Genomic DNA, 15,851 nt, shown 5'->3' with positions numbered 1-15,851 from the left:
GCTCGCTGCGGTTTGGCAGGCGCGGAGCGCGGCGCCCTAAACGTGCTGACGGAGATCAAAACGAGTGATTCCTCGCCCCCCCGACCGGAGGGGCCCGCCCCCCGCCCACCTGCCGCGGCCCGGGCCCTTCCGTTGGTGGAGGCGGACGGGGCACTACGAGCACGTCCGCGTCCGCGTCGTCGGCTTACGGGCCCGCCCGGGCCCTCGCCGGCCACTCCGGAGCTTCTCTGATCGGCTCAGTGATCCCCGATGTTGTTCAGGGATGTGAGCCAAGCGCCTTCGTACCCTGGTGCCGAACGGCAGGAGCCGACAGCCCTCGTGACACGTCCCTCCGGACGCAGGTCGGTGAAGGTCTCGCGACCTCACCGAGGAGGGTGCCCGACGTCGCCTGGGCGCCCGGCGTGCACATGACGGTCTGCCATCGCATCGCTACGGATCGCTAATCCGACTGGTGAGCCTTGCGGGGTGCCGGACCGCGCCAGTCGCGGCACCGCAGCGGCATGCCGGAGGCTCCGGACGCCGCGGGGCGCACCGCGAGGACCTGGTTCACGCCGATGCGGCCGCGCTCGAAGGAGATGGCGGAGGCGGCCATGTAGAGCAGCCAGACGCGGGCGCGTCCGGGGCCGACGAGCCGCACGGCCCGGTCCCATCCGGCTTCCAGGTTGCCGACCCAGCGGCGCAGCGTGAGGGCGTAGTGCTCCCGGATCGACTCGACGTCCCGTGCCTCGAACCCGGCTTCCTCCAGCAGGGCGACGGTACGCCCGACGGGGGCGAGCTCGCCGTCCGGGAAGACGTAGGCGTCGATGAACTCGTCGACGCGGTACGCCTCCTCGTTCCGCTCGGGACGCCGGGAGATCTGGTGGTTGAGCAGTCGTCCGCCCGGCTTGAGGAGGCCGAACAGCTGGTCCGCGTACTCGCGGTAGCGTACGGCGCCGACGTGTTCGGCCATGCCGATCGACGAAATCGCGTCGAAGGGGCCGTCGGTGACGTCGCGGTAGTCCTGGACCCGGATCTCGACCCGGTCGGTCAGCCCCTCCTCCGCGACCCGCTTGCGGGCGTACGCGGCCTGCTCGCGGGAGAGGGTGACGCCGACGACCCGGGTGCCGTACTCCCGGGCCGCGTGGATGGCCATGGAGCCCCAGCCGCAGCCGACGTCCAGCAGCCGGTCGTCCTCGGACAGCGCCAGTTTGCGGCAGATCAGGTCGAGTTTGTCGTGCTGGGCCTCTTCGAGGGTGCCGTGGTCCCAGTAGGCGCACGAGTAGACCATGGACGGCCCGAGGACCAGTTCGTAGAAGTCGTTGCCGACGTCGTAGTGGTGGCTGATGGCCTTCTTGTCCCTGCGCCGGGTGTGCAGTGGGCCGGTGCGCCGCACGGCCTCCTCGGGGGGCGGGGCGGGCGGCAGCCCTGGGCCGGCGAGGGCGAGCAGCGAGCGGACCGCCGTGCGCGTTCCGGGGTCGCGTACGGCCCTCAGTGCGGCCGGGAGTCCGCCGGGACCGCCCGCGCGCCTGTCGGTGTCCTCCCCGCCGCGTTCCCAGAGGACCCCGGCGAGCAGCTCCAGCATCTCGTAGAGATCACCGTCGACATCCAGCTCACCGGCCACCCAGCCGCGCACGAGGCCGAGTTCACCCGGCCTCCACACCAGCCTCCGCAGGGCCCGGCGGTGCCGGACGACGAGGGTGGGCGCACCGGGCGGTCCGGCCTCGCTGCCGTCCCAGGCCCGGATCCGTACGGGGAGCGGGGCTCCCAGCAGATCCTCGGCGAGCGTGGTGAGCCGCTGTGCGGCGTCGGCCATGGTGCACACCTCCGTGACATGGGGTACCCCCGGCTCAACGGAACAAGGGGAGGGATCGCAGAAATGTCCGGCACCACGTAAACACGGCCGACCGCGGATCGAGTCCTCACCTCGCGCAAGGTCGCAGCAAAACAGGCGCACGCGTCCGTCTCATGCGCCCCCGGCGTGCGCTCCTGTGCCCGCGGAGGCACCGGAAGCATCGGAAGCAAGGAGGCCGGAGGCAGGGAGATACGCCGGGGGGGCGCGGGGCGCGCAGGGCGCGGCCGGGCATCGGCGGACACATGCACCGGCGACATGCCCGTTCACCCCCGTAAGGGCGCGGAAAGCCGGGGCGGCGCGGACGGCCAGGAGACCGTGAACGCCCGAAATGACACGGATGGCCGGGAGACCGTGAATGGCCAAGACGCACGGATGGCCGAGACCGCGAATGCCCGGGACGGCACGGACCGCCGAGACCGCGAATGCCCGGGACGGCACGGACCGCCGAGAGAGCGCGAAAACGCCGAGAACCGCCCGCACCACGGATGGCGGACGGTTCTCGGAAGGGACCGCGGAGGGTCAGGAGGCCTTGGCCTTCTCCGTCTTGTCGGCGGAGGCGGCGGCCGGAGCCGGTGCCGGCTTGGCTGCCTCGTAGAACTCCTCGCGGGGGGTCTCCATGGCGCCGAGGGAGACGACCTCGCGCTTCAGGAACATGCCCAGGGTCCAGTCGGCGAAGACGCGGATCTTGCGGTTCCAGGTCGGCACGGCCATGCCGTGGTAGCCACGGTGCATGTACCAGGCGAGACGGCCCCGGAGCCTGATCTTCATCTTGCCCATGACGATCATCGCCACGCCCTTGTGCACACCGAGGCCCGCGACGGCTCCCTTGTTGGCGTGCTCGTAGGTCTTCTGCGGGAAGCCGCGCATCCCGGCAATGACGTTGTCGCCGAGGACCTTGGCCTGGCGCAGCGCGTGCTGGGCGTTGGGCGGGCACCAGGCGTTCTCGACGCCGGCCTTGCGGGCCGCGACGTCGGGGACCTGGGCGTTGTCGCCGGCCGCCCAGATGTAGTCGGTGCCCTGGACCTGGAGGGTCTCGGAGGTGTCCACGTGACCGCGCGGGCCGAGGGGCAGACCGAAGCGGACGAGCGCCGGGTTGGGCTTGACGCCCGCGGTCCAGACGATCGTGTTGGAGTCGACCTCGAGGCCGTTCTTCAGCACGACGTGGCCGTCGACGCAGGAGTCCATGGAGGTGCTGAGGTACACCTCGATGCCACGTGCCTCGAGGTGCTCCTTGCCCCACTTGCCGAGCTGCGGGCCGACCTCGGGGAGGATCTTGTCCGCGGCGTCGACGAGGACGAAGCGCATGTCCTCGCGGCTGACGCTGGAGTAGTACTTGGCCGCGTCGCGGGCCATGTCCTCCACCTCGCCGATGGTCTCGGCACCGGCGAAGCCACCGCCGACGAAGACGAACGTGAGCGCCTTCCGGCGGACGTTCTCGTCGGTCGTGGAGTCGGCCTTGTCGAGCTGCTCGAGGACGTGGTTGCGCAGGCCGATCGCCTCCTCGACGCCCTTCATGCCGATGCCCTGCTCGGCGAGGCCGGGGATCGGGAAGGTGCGGGAGACGGCGCCGAGCGCGATCACCAGGTAGTCGAAGGGCAGCTCGTAGGCCTCGCCGACGAGCGGCGCGACCGTGGCGACCTTGCGGTCCTGGTCGATGCTGGTGACCCGGCCGGTGAGGACCTCGGCCCCGGGCAGCACGCGTCGCAGCGGGACGACGACGTGCCGGGGCGAGATGCTGCCGGCGGCGGCTTCGGGCAGGAAGGGCTGGTAGGTCATGTACGAACGCGGGTCGACGACCGTGACGGTCGCCTCGCTGTGGCGCATCTTCTTGAGGATGCGCCGAGCTGCGTACAGGCCTACGTACCCACCGCCTACTACGAGGATCCTGGGACGCTCCGTGGTGCTCATGCCATCGAGTATCCACCCCCCTCCGAGGGGTCGCTCGTGAGCCCCTTCACAAGCTCCCACCGACCCTCTGCTACACTCCGCCGCCCACGTGACCGAGGTCATGGCGCCGTCCGGGAACCTCGGTGTAACGGGGGACGCTGTCAACACCGCGTGAGCTGGCCCTTGACCGCGCAGGGCAGGCGGAACGCCGCCTTCGTTCATATGGGCGCAACGCGCCCCACACATGCCGGAGTGGGGGCGCTCGGCCGCAGCAGGGCACGAAAAAGGGCCCAGAAGGCCGTCCGGAGGCACTTTCCACGGCAGTCGGGGCCCAATTCCTTGTGAAGAACTTCACGAACTTTCCCGGCAACGGCTCTCCGGAGGGCCGGATTCAGCCGGATCCGGCCCTCCCGGGGGCTCCGAGGAGCGCGGATCGCCGCTCAGGCGACGGACCAGGCGATGCCGTCGAGGATGTCGTGCTCGCTGACCACGACCTCGCGCGCCCCGGTCCGGTCCATGATCGACAGCAGTACCAGCGCCCCGGCGGCGATGACGTCGACCCGGCCCGGGTGCATGACCGCGATGGCGGCCCGCTCGGCGTGTGAGGAGGCGACCAGCCGCTCGGTGATCTCGGCGACCTGCTCGTAGGAGATGCGGGCGTGGTGGATGCGCGACGAGTCGTACTCCTCCAGGCCCAGCGCGATGGCGGCCACCGTGGTGACCGAGCCCGCGAGGCCGACCAGCGTGCGGGCCTCGCGCAGCGGCACGGTCCGCTCGGCCAGGTCCAGCGCCGCCTCGACGTCGGCGCGGATCGCGGCGATCCGCTCGGGGCCGGCGGGGTCGTCGACCACTCCGTCCCGGACCAGATGGCGCTCGGTCATCCGGACGCAGCCCACGTCCACGGAACGGGCGGCCCGGACGTGCTCCTCGCCGACCACGAACTCGGTGGAGCCGCCGCCGATGTCCACCACCAGGAACGGCTTGTCCAGATCCGTGCGCCCGGACAGCTCCTTCGTGGCACCGGTGAAGGAGAACTCGGCCTCCTGGCCGCCGCTGATCACCTCGGGCTCGACGCCCAGGATGTCCATGACCCCGCGCACGAAGTCATCGCGGTTCTCGGCGTCGCGGGACGCCGAGGTGGCGACGAAGCGGACCCTCTCGGCACCCAGCTCCTTGATCACCGCGGCGTAGTCGCGGCAGGCGGCGAAGGTGCGCTCCAGGGCCTCGGGGGCGAGCCTGCCGGTACGGTCCACGCCCTGGCCGAGCCGCACGATCTCCATGCGCCGGTCCAGCTCCACAAGCTCACCGGTGGCGGGGTCGGCGTCCGCGACGAGGAGGCGGATCGAGTTCGTACCGCAGTCGACGGCGGCGACACGGGTCATGCCGACTCCTCCTTGTCCTCCACGGCCGGAGCGTTGTCCGACTGCCCGCACGGCGTGACGCACGGCCCCTTGGCCCACCACTCCGGCAGCATGGCGATCGCCTCGTCGCCCAGCGGGTTCACCCCGGGGCCCGCGGCCAGCGAGTGGCCCACCAGCACGTGCAGGCACTTCACACGGTCGGGCATGCCGCCCGCGCTGGGGAAGCCCTCCAGCACCTCGATCGCGTCGCGGCGCCGGATGTAGTCCTCGTGCGCGGCGCGGTAGGCGGCGGCCAGCTCGGGGTCGGTCGCGAGGCGCTCGGTCATCTCCTTCATGACGCCGTTCGCCTCCAGCGTGCCGATCGCCGAGGCGGCCCGCGGGCAGGTCAGGTAGTAGAGGGTGGGGAACGGCGTGCCGTCCTCCAGGCGGGGGGCCGTCTCGACCACGTCCGGCTGCCCGCAGGGGCAGCGGTGCGCGATGGCGCGCAGACCGCGCGGCGGGCGGCCCAGCTGCTCCTTGAACGCGGCGATGTCCGCGTCGGTGGGCGGGGTGTGCGGGGTCGGCGGGGGTGCGGCTTCCATGCGTGCCTTCGTCTAGTTCCTGCTGCCGGCCGTTCTCGTCACCGGCGGCTCTCGGTGCCGGCGGTCACGGGGTGCCGGCGGTTGTCGGTGGCGGCGGCTCCTGCCGCCGGCCGTCACGGCGTCACTGCCGCTCGGGACGGTCGGCGGAGTCGACGCCGTCCCAGAAATTGTCGTACCAGGGGCGGTCGGTCGCCGCCTCGTCGGGACGCCTCTGCCTGGCCGCGTCCGGGTCGACCACGGTGAAGGACGTCTCCCCCGGCCGTACGTAGTGCAGGTGCTCGCGGGCCAGCCGCTCGATGTAGGCGGAGTCCTGGAGCCGCGCCTTCTCGTCGCGCAGCTCCTCGACGCGCTGCCCGGCCCGGTCGGCCTCGCGCTGCTGCTCGGCGATCTCGCCCCGTTGCGACACGTACTGCCGCATCGGGTAGGCGAGCGCGACGATCAGGGTGCACACCACCAGGGCGAGCAGGGCGGCGCGGCCGGTGAGCCGGGAGCGGCGGGCCTGGCGACGGGTCTGCGAGCGGTAGACCCGGGCGGCGGTCTGCTCGCCGAGCAGCCGCAGCCTGGTCGCGGTGGAGAACCGGTCCCGGTCCTTCCCGGCCATGTCCGCCTCCCCTGTCGCCACACACGTACGTCCCCGCACACGGTACGGGACCGAGTGCGGGGACGTACGGATCTGCCTGTCGTCAGCCCTTGAACCGGGGGAACGCGGAGCGGCCCGCGTACACCGCGGCGTCGTCGAGGATCTCCTCGATGCGCAGCAGCTGGTTGTACTTGGCGACGCGGTCCGAACGGGCCGGGGCACCGGTCTTGATCTGGCCGCAGTTGGTGGCGACGGCCAGGTCGGCGATGGTGGTGTCCTCGGTCTCGCCGGAGCGGTGGGACATCATGCACTTGAAGCCGTTGCGCTGGGCGAGCTCGACGGCGTCGAGGGTCTCGGTCAGCGAGCCGATCTGGTTGACCTTGACCAGCAGGGCGTTGGCGGTGTCGTTCTCGATGCCGCGGGCGAGGCGTTCGGGGTTGGTGACGAACAGGTCGTCGCCGACGAGCTGGACCTTGTCACCGAGCCTGTCGGTGATGGTCTTCCAGCCGTCCCAGTCCTCCTCGTTCAGCGGGTCCTCGATGGAGACCAGCGGGTACGCGTCGACGAGCTCGGCGTAGTAGTCGGTCATCTCCGCGGCGGTACGGGTCTGGCCCTCGAACTCGTAGACGCCGTCCTTGTGGAACTCGGTGGCGGCGACGTCGAGCGCCAGCGCGATGTCCTGGCCCGGCTGGTAACCGGCCTTCTTGATGGCCTCCACGATCAGGTCGAGGGCGGCGCGGTTGGACTCCAGGTTCGGGGCGAAGCCGCCCTCGTCGCCGAGGCCGGTGGACAGGCCGCGCTCCTTGAGCACGCCCTTGAGCGCGTGGTAGGTCTCCGTGCCCCAGCGCAGGGCCTCGGAGAACGACTCGGCGCCGATCGGGGCGATCATGAACTCCTGGATGTCGACGTTGGAGTCCGCGTGGGCTCCGCCGTTGAGGATGTTCATCATCGGCACGGGCAGGACGTGCGCGTTGGGTCCGCCGAGGTAGCGGAAGAGCGGCAGGTCGGAGGCCTCGGACGCGGCGTGCGCGACGGCGAGGGAGACACCGAGGATGGCGTTGGCGCCGAGCGAGGACTTGTCCGGGGTGGCGTCCAGGTCGAACATCGCCTGGTCGATCAGACGCTGCTCGGTGGCGTCGTAGCCGACCAGCTCGGGGCCGATCTGCTCGATGACGGCGAGGACGGCCTTCTCGACACCCTTGCCGCCGTAGCGGTTCGTGTCACCGTCGCGGAGCTCGAGGGCCTCGAACGCACCGGTGGAGGCACCGGACGGCACGGCAGCACGGCCGGTGCTGCCGTCGTCGAGGCCGACCTCGACCTCGACGGTGGGGTTGCCTCGGGAGTCGAGGATTTCCCGGGCTACGACGACGTCGATGGACGGCACGAGCATCTCCTTCTGGGATGTGACGCTTGAAACGCATGGTCTCTTTGGCCTTGCGGCAAGAGACTAACCGGCCCGGGGGCGGAGCCCCGCCGGTGCCCGCCCCGTGGGACGAAAAGAATCACGAAAGCCTGCGATCCGGCCTTACGACACCGAAACGGGAAGAAGCCCCGACCCGGCGCGCACGGGGGGAAAAGCGCACCGGGCCGGGGCGGTCGGCGGATGCATCGCCTCAGAAGAGGTGATGCACGCTCAGGCGAGACGGAGCTTCTGTCCCGGGAGGATCAGGTCGGCGCTCTTGAGGACGTCCTTGTTCAGCTCGAAGAGCTTCTTCCAGCCGCCCTTGACCTTCTGCTGGGTCGCGATGCCGCCGAGGGTGTCACCGGCCTTGACGGTGTAGACGGCCTTCTTGACGGCCGGTCGGGCCTCGCTCCGGGAGGCCCGCTCCGCCGCGACGGCGGCCTTCGGCGCGGCGGGCTTCGACACGGCGGGCTTGGGGGCAGCGGTCACGGCGCCGGTGTAGGGGGCATTGGAGAGACCGACACCGCAGACGGGCCAGGCGCCCTTGCCCTGTCCGGCGAGGACCTTCTCGGCGATCAGGATCTGCTGCTGCTTGGTCGCCTTGTCGGCGGTCGGCGCGTAGGCGGTGCCGCCGTACGCCGCCCAGGTGGAGGCCGAGAACTGCAGGCCGCCGTAGTAGCCGTTGCCGGTGTTGATGGACCAGTTGCCGGTGGACTCGCACTGGGCGACCTTCTCCCACTCGGCGGCGGTCGCGGCGGACGCGGACCCGGACGCCATGAGCGGCACGGCGACGGCGGCGCCGGCGACACCGGCGTACGCGACGAGACGGGTGGCCTTGGACGGACGACGGTGCTTGCCCTTGCTGGAAAACAGCATGGTTCGACTCCTCACCGACGCCTGCGAGGTGAGCTGTCGGGTTCGGGCCGGATGAGTGCCCGGCCGCGCGCTGGGCGCGCGGCTCCACCCCTAGCCGGCCAAGGCCGTCCGACACGGCGTCACAGAGGACGCGTGTCAACGGCCAGGCCCGGCACTTACCTTGGGTCCCCCGCTCCTGCCTTCGGCGCTTGCGCGACGCATGGTCCCGGCGTCCGCCGGCAGGACTCGGCGTGCGGTCGTCGGGGCTCGCGGTGGCGAGCGGTTACGACCGTAAACACACATCTCGGCGCGGTACAAAGCCGATCAGGGTCAAAGAGACTCATGTCTCACTTACACAGAAACGGACAATCCGCCGCGAACTACTTGTGATTGATGAGCAAGTTGTCCGACTTGCCCGCCTCGGCCGACTCTGTGGCCTCGGTCTCGCCCTCCGTTGCAGACGTTCCGAGTGCAAGGCTCTGGCCAGGGCGAATGAGATTCGGGTTGGCGCCGATCGTCTCGCGGTTCGCCTCGTAGAGGGCCGCCCAGCCGCCGTCAAGCTGCTGCTCGTCGACGATGACCGACAGGTTGTCACCGGGCCTGACGGTGTAGGCATCGGCACCGACGGCCGCGTCACGCGCCGATCCGTCACCTCGTGAGGCATGACGGCCACTCTGGTGGATATTGTCCGTATTGCCAGCATCTGCCCCGGCTTCAGCAGCCGGGACTCCGCGATGCTTGCCGGTACCGGCCTGGACCTCGGGGGCCGTGGACTCCGTGGCACCCGGGGCCCCGGTTTCGACCTCCTCCGCGGCACCCTTCGCGGCTCCCTCGGCGCCGCGTGCGGGCGCACCGGTCGTACCGGCCTCCGGAGCGACGGCGACGGCCCCCTCGGCCGCGTCCGCTGCCGCACCCTCGACGGACTCGCCACCCTCGCCCTGTTCGCCGGACTTGTCCGACCCATTCGATCCATCCGACTCGTTCGCCTTGTCGGACTCCACCGGATTCGTGGGCTTCACCGGCTGCACGGGGGTTCCCGGGTCCACGTCCGCATGGGCGCCGCCCTCGGCCAGTCCGGCGCTCACCGCGCAGGACTGCCAGGCGTCGGGGCCGCTGCCGGCGAGGACCTTCTCCGCGACGGCGATCTGCTGGGCGCGGCTGGCGAGGTCCGGGCGCGACGCGTAGGCGGAGCCGCCGTAGGCGTCCCACTGCTCCTGCGTGAGCTGGAGACCGCCGTACTCGCCGTTGCCGAAGTCGGCACTCCACATCCGGCCGCTCTCGCAGTCGGCGACCCTGTTCCAGGTCTCCGCGTCGGCGGCGTTGGCGTTGGCCGCCGCGAGCAGCGGAAGGGCCAGTGCGGAGCCGGTCACCCCCGCGGCGACGACAAGGGCGGGAGCCTGACGGGGTCGGCGGTGTCTACCGTTCCCGGAGCGCATGCGGTGGGCCTTTCGCGTGACTACTGGGATGGACGGTGAACCTAGCCGCATTCGAACGTCAGTCACAAGTCGATGCAGCGCAGATCACGTGAAAGTCACGAATTTGATGGTGCGTCAGTTTCGATGAGGGGTGAACTCTACGGGCAATGTGCGCAATCCCCGCATGATGAGTCCCCCACGCCATCGCAAATCGGCTGGATCGACCGCAAGCCGCAGATCGGGCAAGCGGGTCAGGAGCGTCGCAAGTGCCGTCTGGCCCTCCAGTCTTGCCAGCGGCGCTCCGAGGCAGTAGTGGATGCCGTGCCCGTAGCCGAGGTGCTGGTTGTCGCGCCGGGCCAGGTCCAGCGTGTCCGGGTCGTCGAAGCGCTCCGGATCACGGTCGGCGGCGGCGAGAACGACCAGCACGGGATCGCCGGCCTCGATGCGCTCCCCCCCGAGGGAAAGCGCTTGCGTGGCGAACCGCCACGTCGCGAGCTCCACCGGCCCGTCGTAGCGCAGCAGTTCCTCGACGCCCGTTGCCAGCAGGCCGGTCTCCCCGGCGGCCAGCGACGTCTGCAACCGCTCCCGCTGGACGGGGTTCCGCAGCAGTGCGTAGGTGCCGTTGCCGATGAGGTTGACGGTCGTCTCGAAGCCGGCGAAGAGCAGGATGAACGCCATCGCGGCGGCTTCGTTCTCGGTCAGGTGCTCGCCGTGGTCACTGGCCCGGATCAGACCGGAGATCAGGTCCTCGCCCGGGTCCTCCCGCTTGCGGTGGATGAGCTCGGCCAGATAGCCCCGCATCCTCTTCACCGAACGGGCGACCCCGCCGCGCGGACCTCCCCCGTGCCGGATCATCATTCCCGCCCAGTCACGGAAGTCGTCCTGGTCTTCCGAGGGGACCCCGAGCATGTCGCAAATGGCGTAAATGGGGAGCGGGAAGGCGAATTCGTGGATGAGGTCGGCCTCCCCTTTTGTTGCAAAGCCGTCGATGAGACGGTCCGTCAGCTCCTGCACGCGCGGCGCGAACTCCGCGACGCGGCGCGGGGTGAACGCCTTGGACACCAGCCGCCGCAGCCGGGTGTGGTCCGGCGGGTCGATGTTGAGCAGATGCGTCATCAGCTCGGCCTTGCGCTCGCCGGGAATGCCCGTCTTCCCCTTGGCGTGGGCGGGTTCGTCATGGTGCGCGGGATTCTTCGACAGCCGCTGGTCGGCCAGCGCCTGCTTGGCGTCCGCGTACCGCGTCACCAGCCAGGCCTCGACCCCGCTGGGCAGCCTGGTGCGGTGCACCGGCGCGTGCTCCCGCAGCCAGGCGTACGCGGGATAGGGGTCGGAGGCGAACTCCCAGGTGAAGAGCTGGGGAGGCGTTCCTGCGGAGTCGTGGGCGGGGCTGTCGGCGTTCACCCCTCGACGTTAGCCCCGACGGTCAGTCACCGGTCGGGCAGTCCCTCGGCCACGCGGATGGCGTCACGGTAGGCACGGCCCGCGGCGCGCAGCGCGGCCTCCGGGTCGACGCCCTCGGACTGGGCGCGGACGGCCAGGGCGAGGAGTTCGTAGCCGATGCCGTCACCGGCTGGCAGCGGGACGTCCAGCCCCGCCGTACGGACCCGGGAGGCGAGCTTCGCGACGAGGGCCAGACCCGGCTGGCCCAGCGGTACGCCGTCGGTGACCGACTCGCGCTGCTTCTCCGCGGCCTTGGTGCGCAGCCAGTGCTCCTTGACGTCCTCCGCGGTCTCGGCGGTCTCCTCGCCGAAGACGTGCGGGTGGCGGTGGATCAGCTTCTCCACGATCGTCCCGGCCACGTCGTCGACGGAGAACGGCTCCTCCGGGTCCTCCTCGGCGATCCGGGCGTGGAAGACGACCTGGAGCAGGACGTCGCCCAGTTCCTCGCGCAGTTCGTCCCGGTCGCCGTCCTCGATCGCCTCGACGAGTTCGTACGCCTCCTCGATGCCGTACTTGGCGAGGCCCTTGTGGGTCTGCTGCGAGGACCAGGGGCACTCGACGCGGATGCGGTCCATGACCTGGACGAGGTCGAGCAGCCGGGAGCCCGGCAGATCGTACGAGCCGGGCAGCAGCTCCAGCTCCGGCATGGCCACCCGGCCCGAGCCGGCGAGCCGGGCGAGCCCGTCGGTCAGTGCCCTGTCCCCCTCGCCGGACGGCAGGACGACGACGGTCCGCCCGCCCGCGCAGGCCTCCAGCAGTTCCCGAGCGGTGGGAGCGGTGTGCTCGACCTCGACGCCGGCCTCACGCAGATACGGCAGCTGGGGGTGGCCCGGGTCGGCGCACAGCACCCGGTCGGCGGTGCGCAGGGTCTGCCACGCGGGCCAGGACAGCAGTCCCGGCGCCACCCGGTGGCTGGCGGTGAGCAGCACCACGCGTCCCGTGCCGGGGGCGTCGGGTGCGGTGCTGCGGCGGTCGGGGGTGTCTTCGCGGGTCACCCTCCGAAACTACCCCGCCGTCGGCGCGTCCCCGGAGCCGCCCTGGGGGGCCTGGGCGATCCACGGCGCACGGTAGTCGCCGAGCTGGATCCTGGCGTCGTCCCAGGTGCCGTACCTGGGGTTCACGTCGATGCGTAGCGCCTTGGACGCGGCTGTGAGCGCCGTGCCGACCTTCTGCTGGCCTTCGGGAGTGCCGAGGTTCGCCCCCAGCGCCCCGGCCAGCTTGGTGAGCAGCACCTCCTCCCGGACGGCCTGGTCGATCTGGGCGGGGGCGACACCGCGCTGCTGGAGCAGCATCGCGGCCAGCTGGTCCGGGCCGCCCGCCTGCGCGGCTGCCGCCGCGCGGGCCTGCTGCACGTCCTTGCGGGTCACCGTCACCCCGGCGTCCTGAGCGGCCCGCTCCAGGATCCGGTCGAGGATCATGCCGTGCAGCTTCGCCCGGCCGAGACGTCCGGTGTTGCGGACCAGCTGGGCGGCGTGCGGCGAGGCCTCCTGGGCGGCACGGACCTCGGCGACCTGTGCCTGCAGGGTGGAGACCTCGATCCGGTCGCCGCCGACGAGGGCTGCCGCCCCCGGGTGGGCCTGGCCGCCGCACGCGGCGAGCAGCGGTCCGATGGCGAGGAGTGCGGCGGAGACGGAGAGCGCGGTGCGACGGCGGCGGTGCAAAGGAGCCTCCCGGCGTGGGTCGTGCGACTGAGAACGACCTTGCGGTGATCGATGTTAGGCAGTTGATGTGGCGGGGGCCACTACTTCGCGGTCACTGCTCGGCCCTGCGTGGCCGCCGCGGCCGCTGCCTGCCCTGCCCAACGACTGCGGGCGCCGCGGGTCTCGCCCGGCGGGGCGGGCCGGACGGGGCGGGCCGGACGGGGCGGGCCGGACGGGGCGGACGGGTTCGTCCCGTCCGGGTGCCGGTCCCGGTCCCGGTGCGGTCGGGGTGCGGTCCGGGTCGGGGCAGCGTCCGGGTCCGGCCCCGGGCGGGGGCCGGGTCCAGGCGGGTCCGGCTCCGGGTCGGCGTCCGGGTCCGGGTCCGGGTCCAGGCGGGTCCGGGTCCGGGCGGGTCCGGGTCCGGGCGGCTCCGGCTCCGGGCGGGGTCGGCGTCCGGGTCGGGGCGGGGTCGGCGTCCGGGTCGGGGGCGGCGTCCCGGTCCGGCCCCGGGCAAGGACCTGGTCCCGTCCGGGCAAGGACCTGGTCCCGTCCGGACCCGGGCGCGGCATCCGGGTCCGACCCCGGGCAAGACCCCGTCCCCGTCCGGACACGACACCCGGGCCCGGCCCCGGCTGAGGTCCGGGTCGGCTCAGATGCGGCGTACGGCCTGGTGCCGGGCGAGCTGCCGGCGCAGTTCGCCGGACATGGGATGGTGCGGTCCGTAAGTGCGTTCCACGTCGAACAGCAGCGCCTGCAGGTGCTGGTACGCGGCCGCGTGGTCGCCCACCGCCAGGAGGAGGTTGCCCATGCGCTGGCGTATCTCGAAGGCGCGAGCCGGGTCGGTGCCGCCGGTGACGTACTGGTTCTCGAAGTAGGGGAGCAGGGCGCGGTACTCGGCGAGGGCCGCGGTCGCCTCGCCGAGCTGCTCCAGGCAGTGGGCCGCGTCGTAGCGGTACTGGAGGGCCTGCGGGTCGGCGAGTCCGGACTCGGCGGCACGGTCGTCGGCGAGGCGACGCAGCTCGGGCAGCGCGCGGCGGTACTGGCCGTCGTCCATCAGGGTCGTCGCGTACTGCTTGCGGAGGATCCGGACGACCGGGGAGTGCTCGCCGTGCTGGGCGGCGGCCGCGGGCAGGATCCCGCCGAGGATGTCCACGGCCTGGGTGATCCGGCCCTCGCCGAGGAGCCGCTTGACCTCGTCGACGGCGCCCGCGACATCGGGGGCCGCCGGGCCGGACACGGGTGTCGGCACCGGTACGGACGGGGCCGGCGCGGCCGGGCGGTCGGGCCAGGGCGCGTGCGGGCGCAGGAACGGACGGGTCGGGTCGAGGGGTCCGGTGACGGCGGCGCCCCGGGCGGGCAGCAGGGGGAGGAGCTGCTCGTACACCTGCTGGGCCGACGCGGGACGGTGCTGCGGATCCTTCGCGAGGAGGTTCAGCACCAGCGTTTCGAGGGCCTCGGGCACTTCCGGGCGCAGCCGGCGCACCGGGAGCGGCGGCTCGTACAGATGGCGGTGGAGTACGCCGAGGGCGGTGTTGCCGGTGAACGGCACGTTGCCGCTGAGGAGTTCGTGGAGCACCACGCCGAGCGCGTACAGGTCGGTGGCCGGGCCGACGGCTCCGCCCATGGCCTGCTCCGGCGCCATGTAGGCGGGGCTGCCGATGGGTGAACCGGTGTGGGTGAGGCGGGTGGTGTCGGTGTCGATGACGGAGGCGACACCGAGGTCGAGGACGGTCACGGTGCCGTCGGGCCGGACCATCAGGTTCCGCGGCTTGAGATCGCGGTGCACGATCGGCACGGCGTGCACGGCGGACAGCACGGCGCACAGCTGCGCGGCGACCGAGACGGCCCAGGGCCACGGATACGGGTCGTGCTCGGCCAGATGGTCGGAGAGGTTGGCGCCCTCGACGTACTGCATGACGAGGTAGAGCTCCTCGGCGTCGCTCCCCGCGTCGTGCACCGTGACCAGTCCGGGGTGGTCAACCTGTGCGGTGACCCGGCACTCCCGGAGGAAGCGGCGGCGCAGCTCCTCGGCGTCGTCGGCCCCCGCGACCCGGTCGGGGCGGAGCAGCTTCACGGCCACCCGGCGGTCGAGCCGGCGGTCGTAGGCGGTCCAGACCTGGCCCATGCCGCCCTGGCCGAGGACTGTGGCCAGTTCGTAGCGGCCCGCGACGATCCGGCCGCCGCTCACCGGCCGCCGCCCTCGCCGTCGGTCCTCCGCGGGTCATTGCGCAAGAGGTCGCTGAGTTCGTCGAGTTCGGCGCGGACCTGGTCGATGCGGTGCGGGGCGGGCCGCTGCGGCGGCTGCTGGGCCGGGGGCTGCTGCGCCGGGATCTGCGGCTGCGGCGGCTGCGGCGCGGGGTAGCCGTATCCCGGGCCGGTCGGCGGCACGTAGGGACCGGGCTGCATGGGAGCCGTGGTCTGGGCGGCGCCCGGCCCGTAGGGGGCTGTGTACGACGCCGGGTAGCCGGGTTCCGGGGCGCGGCGGTCGGAGTGGATCGCGACGTCCACGGCCAGGAAGTAGATCGAGACGATGAGTGCTTCGGAGAACATCAGGGCCGCGCCGACGTCGGACCACGTGTTCTCCTCGGGGAACGTGCCGACGAGGGTGAACCCCGTGACGGTCCAGGCGGCCGACAGGCAGAGCAGGACCCAGTCGACCACCTTGCGGCGCAGGATCGCCAACCGCAGCATCGGCGCGAACGCGAGGAGGCCGCAGCTCAGGAACGCGCACAGACAGAAAAGTACGCGCAGCGTGATGACCGTGCCGTCGCTGGACTGGCGCGGTGCGTTGCCTGGGCCGTTCACGATCGCTCCTGGACAGCTAATGGGAATGGTATGGCGAGACTATCGGCACGCCCT

At 71.8% G+C, this 15,851-nt stretch carries 13 protein-coding genes and 1 riboswitch; all 13 genes read right to left on the bottom strand.

Annotated features, from left to right (window positions below; all coding sequences use genetic code 11):
• Positions 1-439: 439 nt before the first annotated feature.
• The 13 genes from ACZ4Z5_RS15865 to ACZ4Z5_RS15805 all read right to left on the bottom strand — a co-directional run bounded on the left by ACZ4Z5_RS15865 (position 440) and on the right by ACZ4Z5_RS15805 (position 15,797).
• Positions 440-1,792 carry a class I SAM-dependent methyltransferase gene (locus ACZ4Z5_RS15865; RefSeq protein WP_468262420.1) on the bottom strand — a complete coding sequence of 451 codons (1,353 nt, stop codon included), beginning with the start codon at positions 1,790-1,792 and terminating at the stop codon, positions 440-442.
• Between the two features lie 558 nt (positions 1,793-2,350).
• On the bottom strand, positions 2,351-3,739 hold the full coding sequence (locus ACZ4Z5_RS15860) for an NAD(P)/FAD-dependent oxidoreductase (protein ID WP_468262417.1): 1,389 nt from the start codon (positions 3,737-3,739) through the stop codon (positions 2,351-2,353).
• A 419-nt stretch (positions 3,740-4,158) separates the two neighbouring features.
• Positions 4,159-5,100 (bottom strand): Ppx/GppA phosphatase family protein, encoded by a 942-nt coding sequence (locus ACZ4Z5_RS15855; protein WP_468262414.1) that lies wholly within the window; start codon positions 5,098-5,100, stop codon positions 4,159-4,161.
• Positions 5,097-5,660, bottom strand: a complete 564-nt coding sequence (locus tag ACZ4Z5_RS15850; RefSeq protein ID WP_468262410.1) for a DUF501 domain-containing protein — start codon at positions 5,658-5,660, stop codon at positions 5,097-5,099. The genes ACZ4Z5_RS15855 and ACZ4Z5_RS15850 overlap by 4 nt, the downstream gene beginning before the upstream one ends.
• Positions 5,661-5,781: 121 nt before the next feature.
• Positions 5,782-6,261, bottom strand: coding sequence for an FtsB family cell division protein (locus ACZ4Z5_RS15845; RefSeq protein ID WP_468262407.1), 480 nt, complete (start codon positions 6,259-6,261; stop codon positions 5,782-5,784).
• An 82-nt stretch (positions 6,262-6,343) separates the two neighbouring features.
• A complete protein-coding gene (gene eno, locus ACZ4Z5_RS15840) occupies positions 6,344-7,630 on the bottom strand; it encodes a phosphopyruvate hydratase (RefSeq protein ID WP_468262404.1) in 1,287 nt (428 codons plus the stop codon).
• 243 nt (positions 7,631-7,873) lie between these two features.
• Positions 7,874-8,518 carry a transglycosylase family protein gene (locus ACZ4Z5_RS15835; protein WP_468262401.1) on the bottom strand — a complete coding sequence of 215 codons (645 nt, stop codon included), beginning with the start codon at positions 8,516-8,518 and terminating at the stop codon, positions 7,874-7,876.
• A gap of 3 nt (positions 8,519-8,521) precedes the next feature.
• Positions 8,522-8,715, bottom strand: a riboswitch (cyclic di-AMP (ydaO/yuaA leader).
• A gap of 162 nt (positions 8,716-8,877) precedes the next feature.
• Positions 8,878-9,867, bottom strand: a complete 990-nt coding sequence (locus ACZ4Z5_RS15830) for a transglycosylase family protein (RefSeq protein ID WP_468262398.1) — start codon at positions 9,865-9,867, stop codon at positions 8,878-8,880.
• Between the two features lie 180 nt (positions 9,868-10,047).
• On the bottom strand, positions 10,048-11,313 hold the full coding sequence (locus tag ACZ4Z5_RS15825; RefSeq protein WP_468262395.1) for a cytochrome P450 family protein: 1,266 nt from the start codon (positions 11,311-11,313) through the stop codon (positions 10,048-10,050).
• A 26-nt stretch (positions 11,314-11,339) separates the two neighbouring features.
• A complete protein-coding gene (locus tag ACZ4Z5_RS15820) occupies positions 11,340-12,347 on the bottom strand; it encodes a nucleoside triphosphate pyrophosphohydrolase (RefSeq protein WP_468262393.1) in 1,008 nt (335 codons plus the stop codon).
• A gap of 9 nt (positions 12,348-12,356) precedes the next feature.
• On the bottom strand, positions 12,357-13,013 hold the full coding sequence (locus ACZ4Z5_RS15815; protein ID WP_468262390.1) for a SurA N-terminal domain-containing protein: 657 nt from the start codon (positions 13,011-13,013) through the stop codon (positions 12,357-12,359).
• Positions 13,014-13,641: 628 nt separating this feature from the next.
• Positions 13,642-15,180, bottom strand: a complete 1,539-nt coding sequence (locus ACZ4Z5_RS15810) for a protein kinase domain-containing protein (RefSeq protein ID WP_468262387.1) — start codon at positions 15,178-15,180, stop codon at positions 13,642-13,644.
• Positions 15,177-15,797 (bottom strand): hypothetical protein, encoded by a 621-nt coding sequence (locus ACZ4Z5_RS15805; protein ID WP_468262383.1) that lies wholly within the window; start codon positions 15,795-15,797, stop codon positions 15,177-15,179. The genes ACZ4Z5_RS15810 and ACZ4Z5_RS15805 overlap by 4 nt, the downstream gene beginning before the upstream one ends.
• Positions 15,798-15,851 lie beyond the last annotated feature (54 nt).

The organism is Streptomyces sp. NPDC030222, from assembly GCF_055573115.1.
Note: the sequence above shows the minus strand (reverse complement) of the source record. Positions and strands in the feature narration are given on the sequence as shown.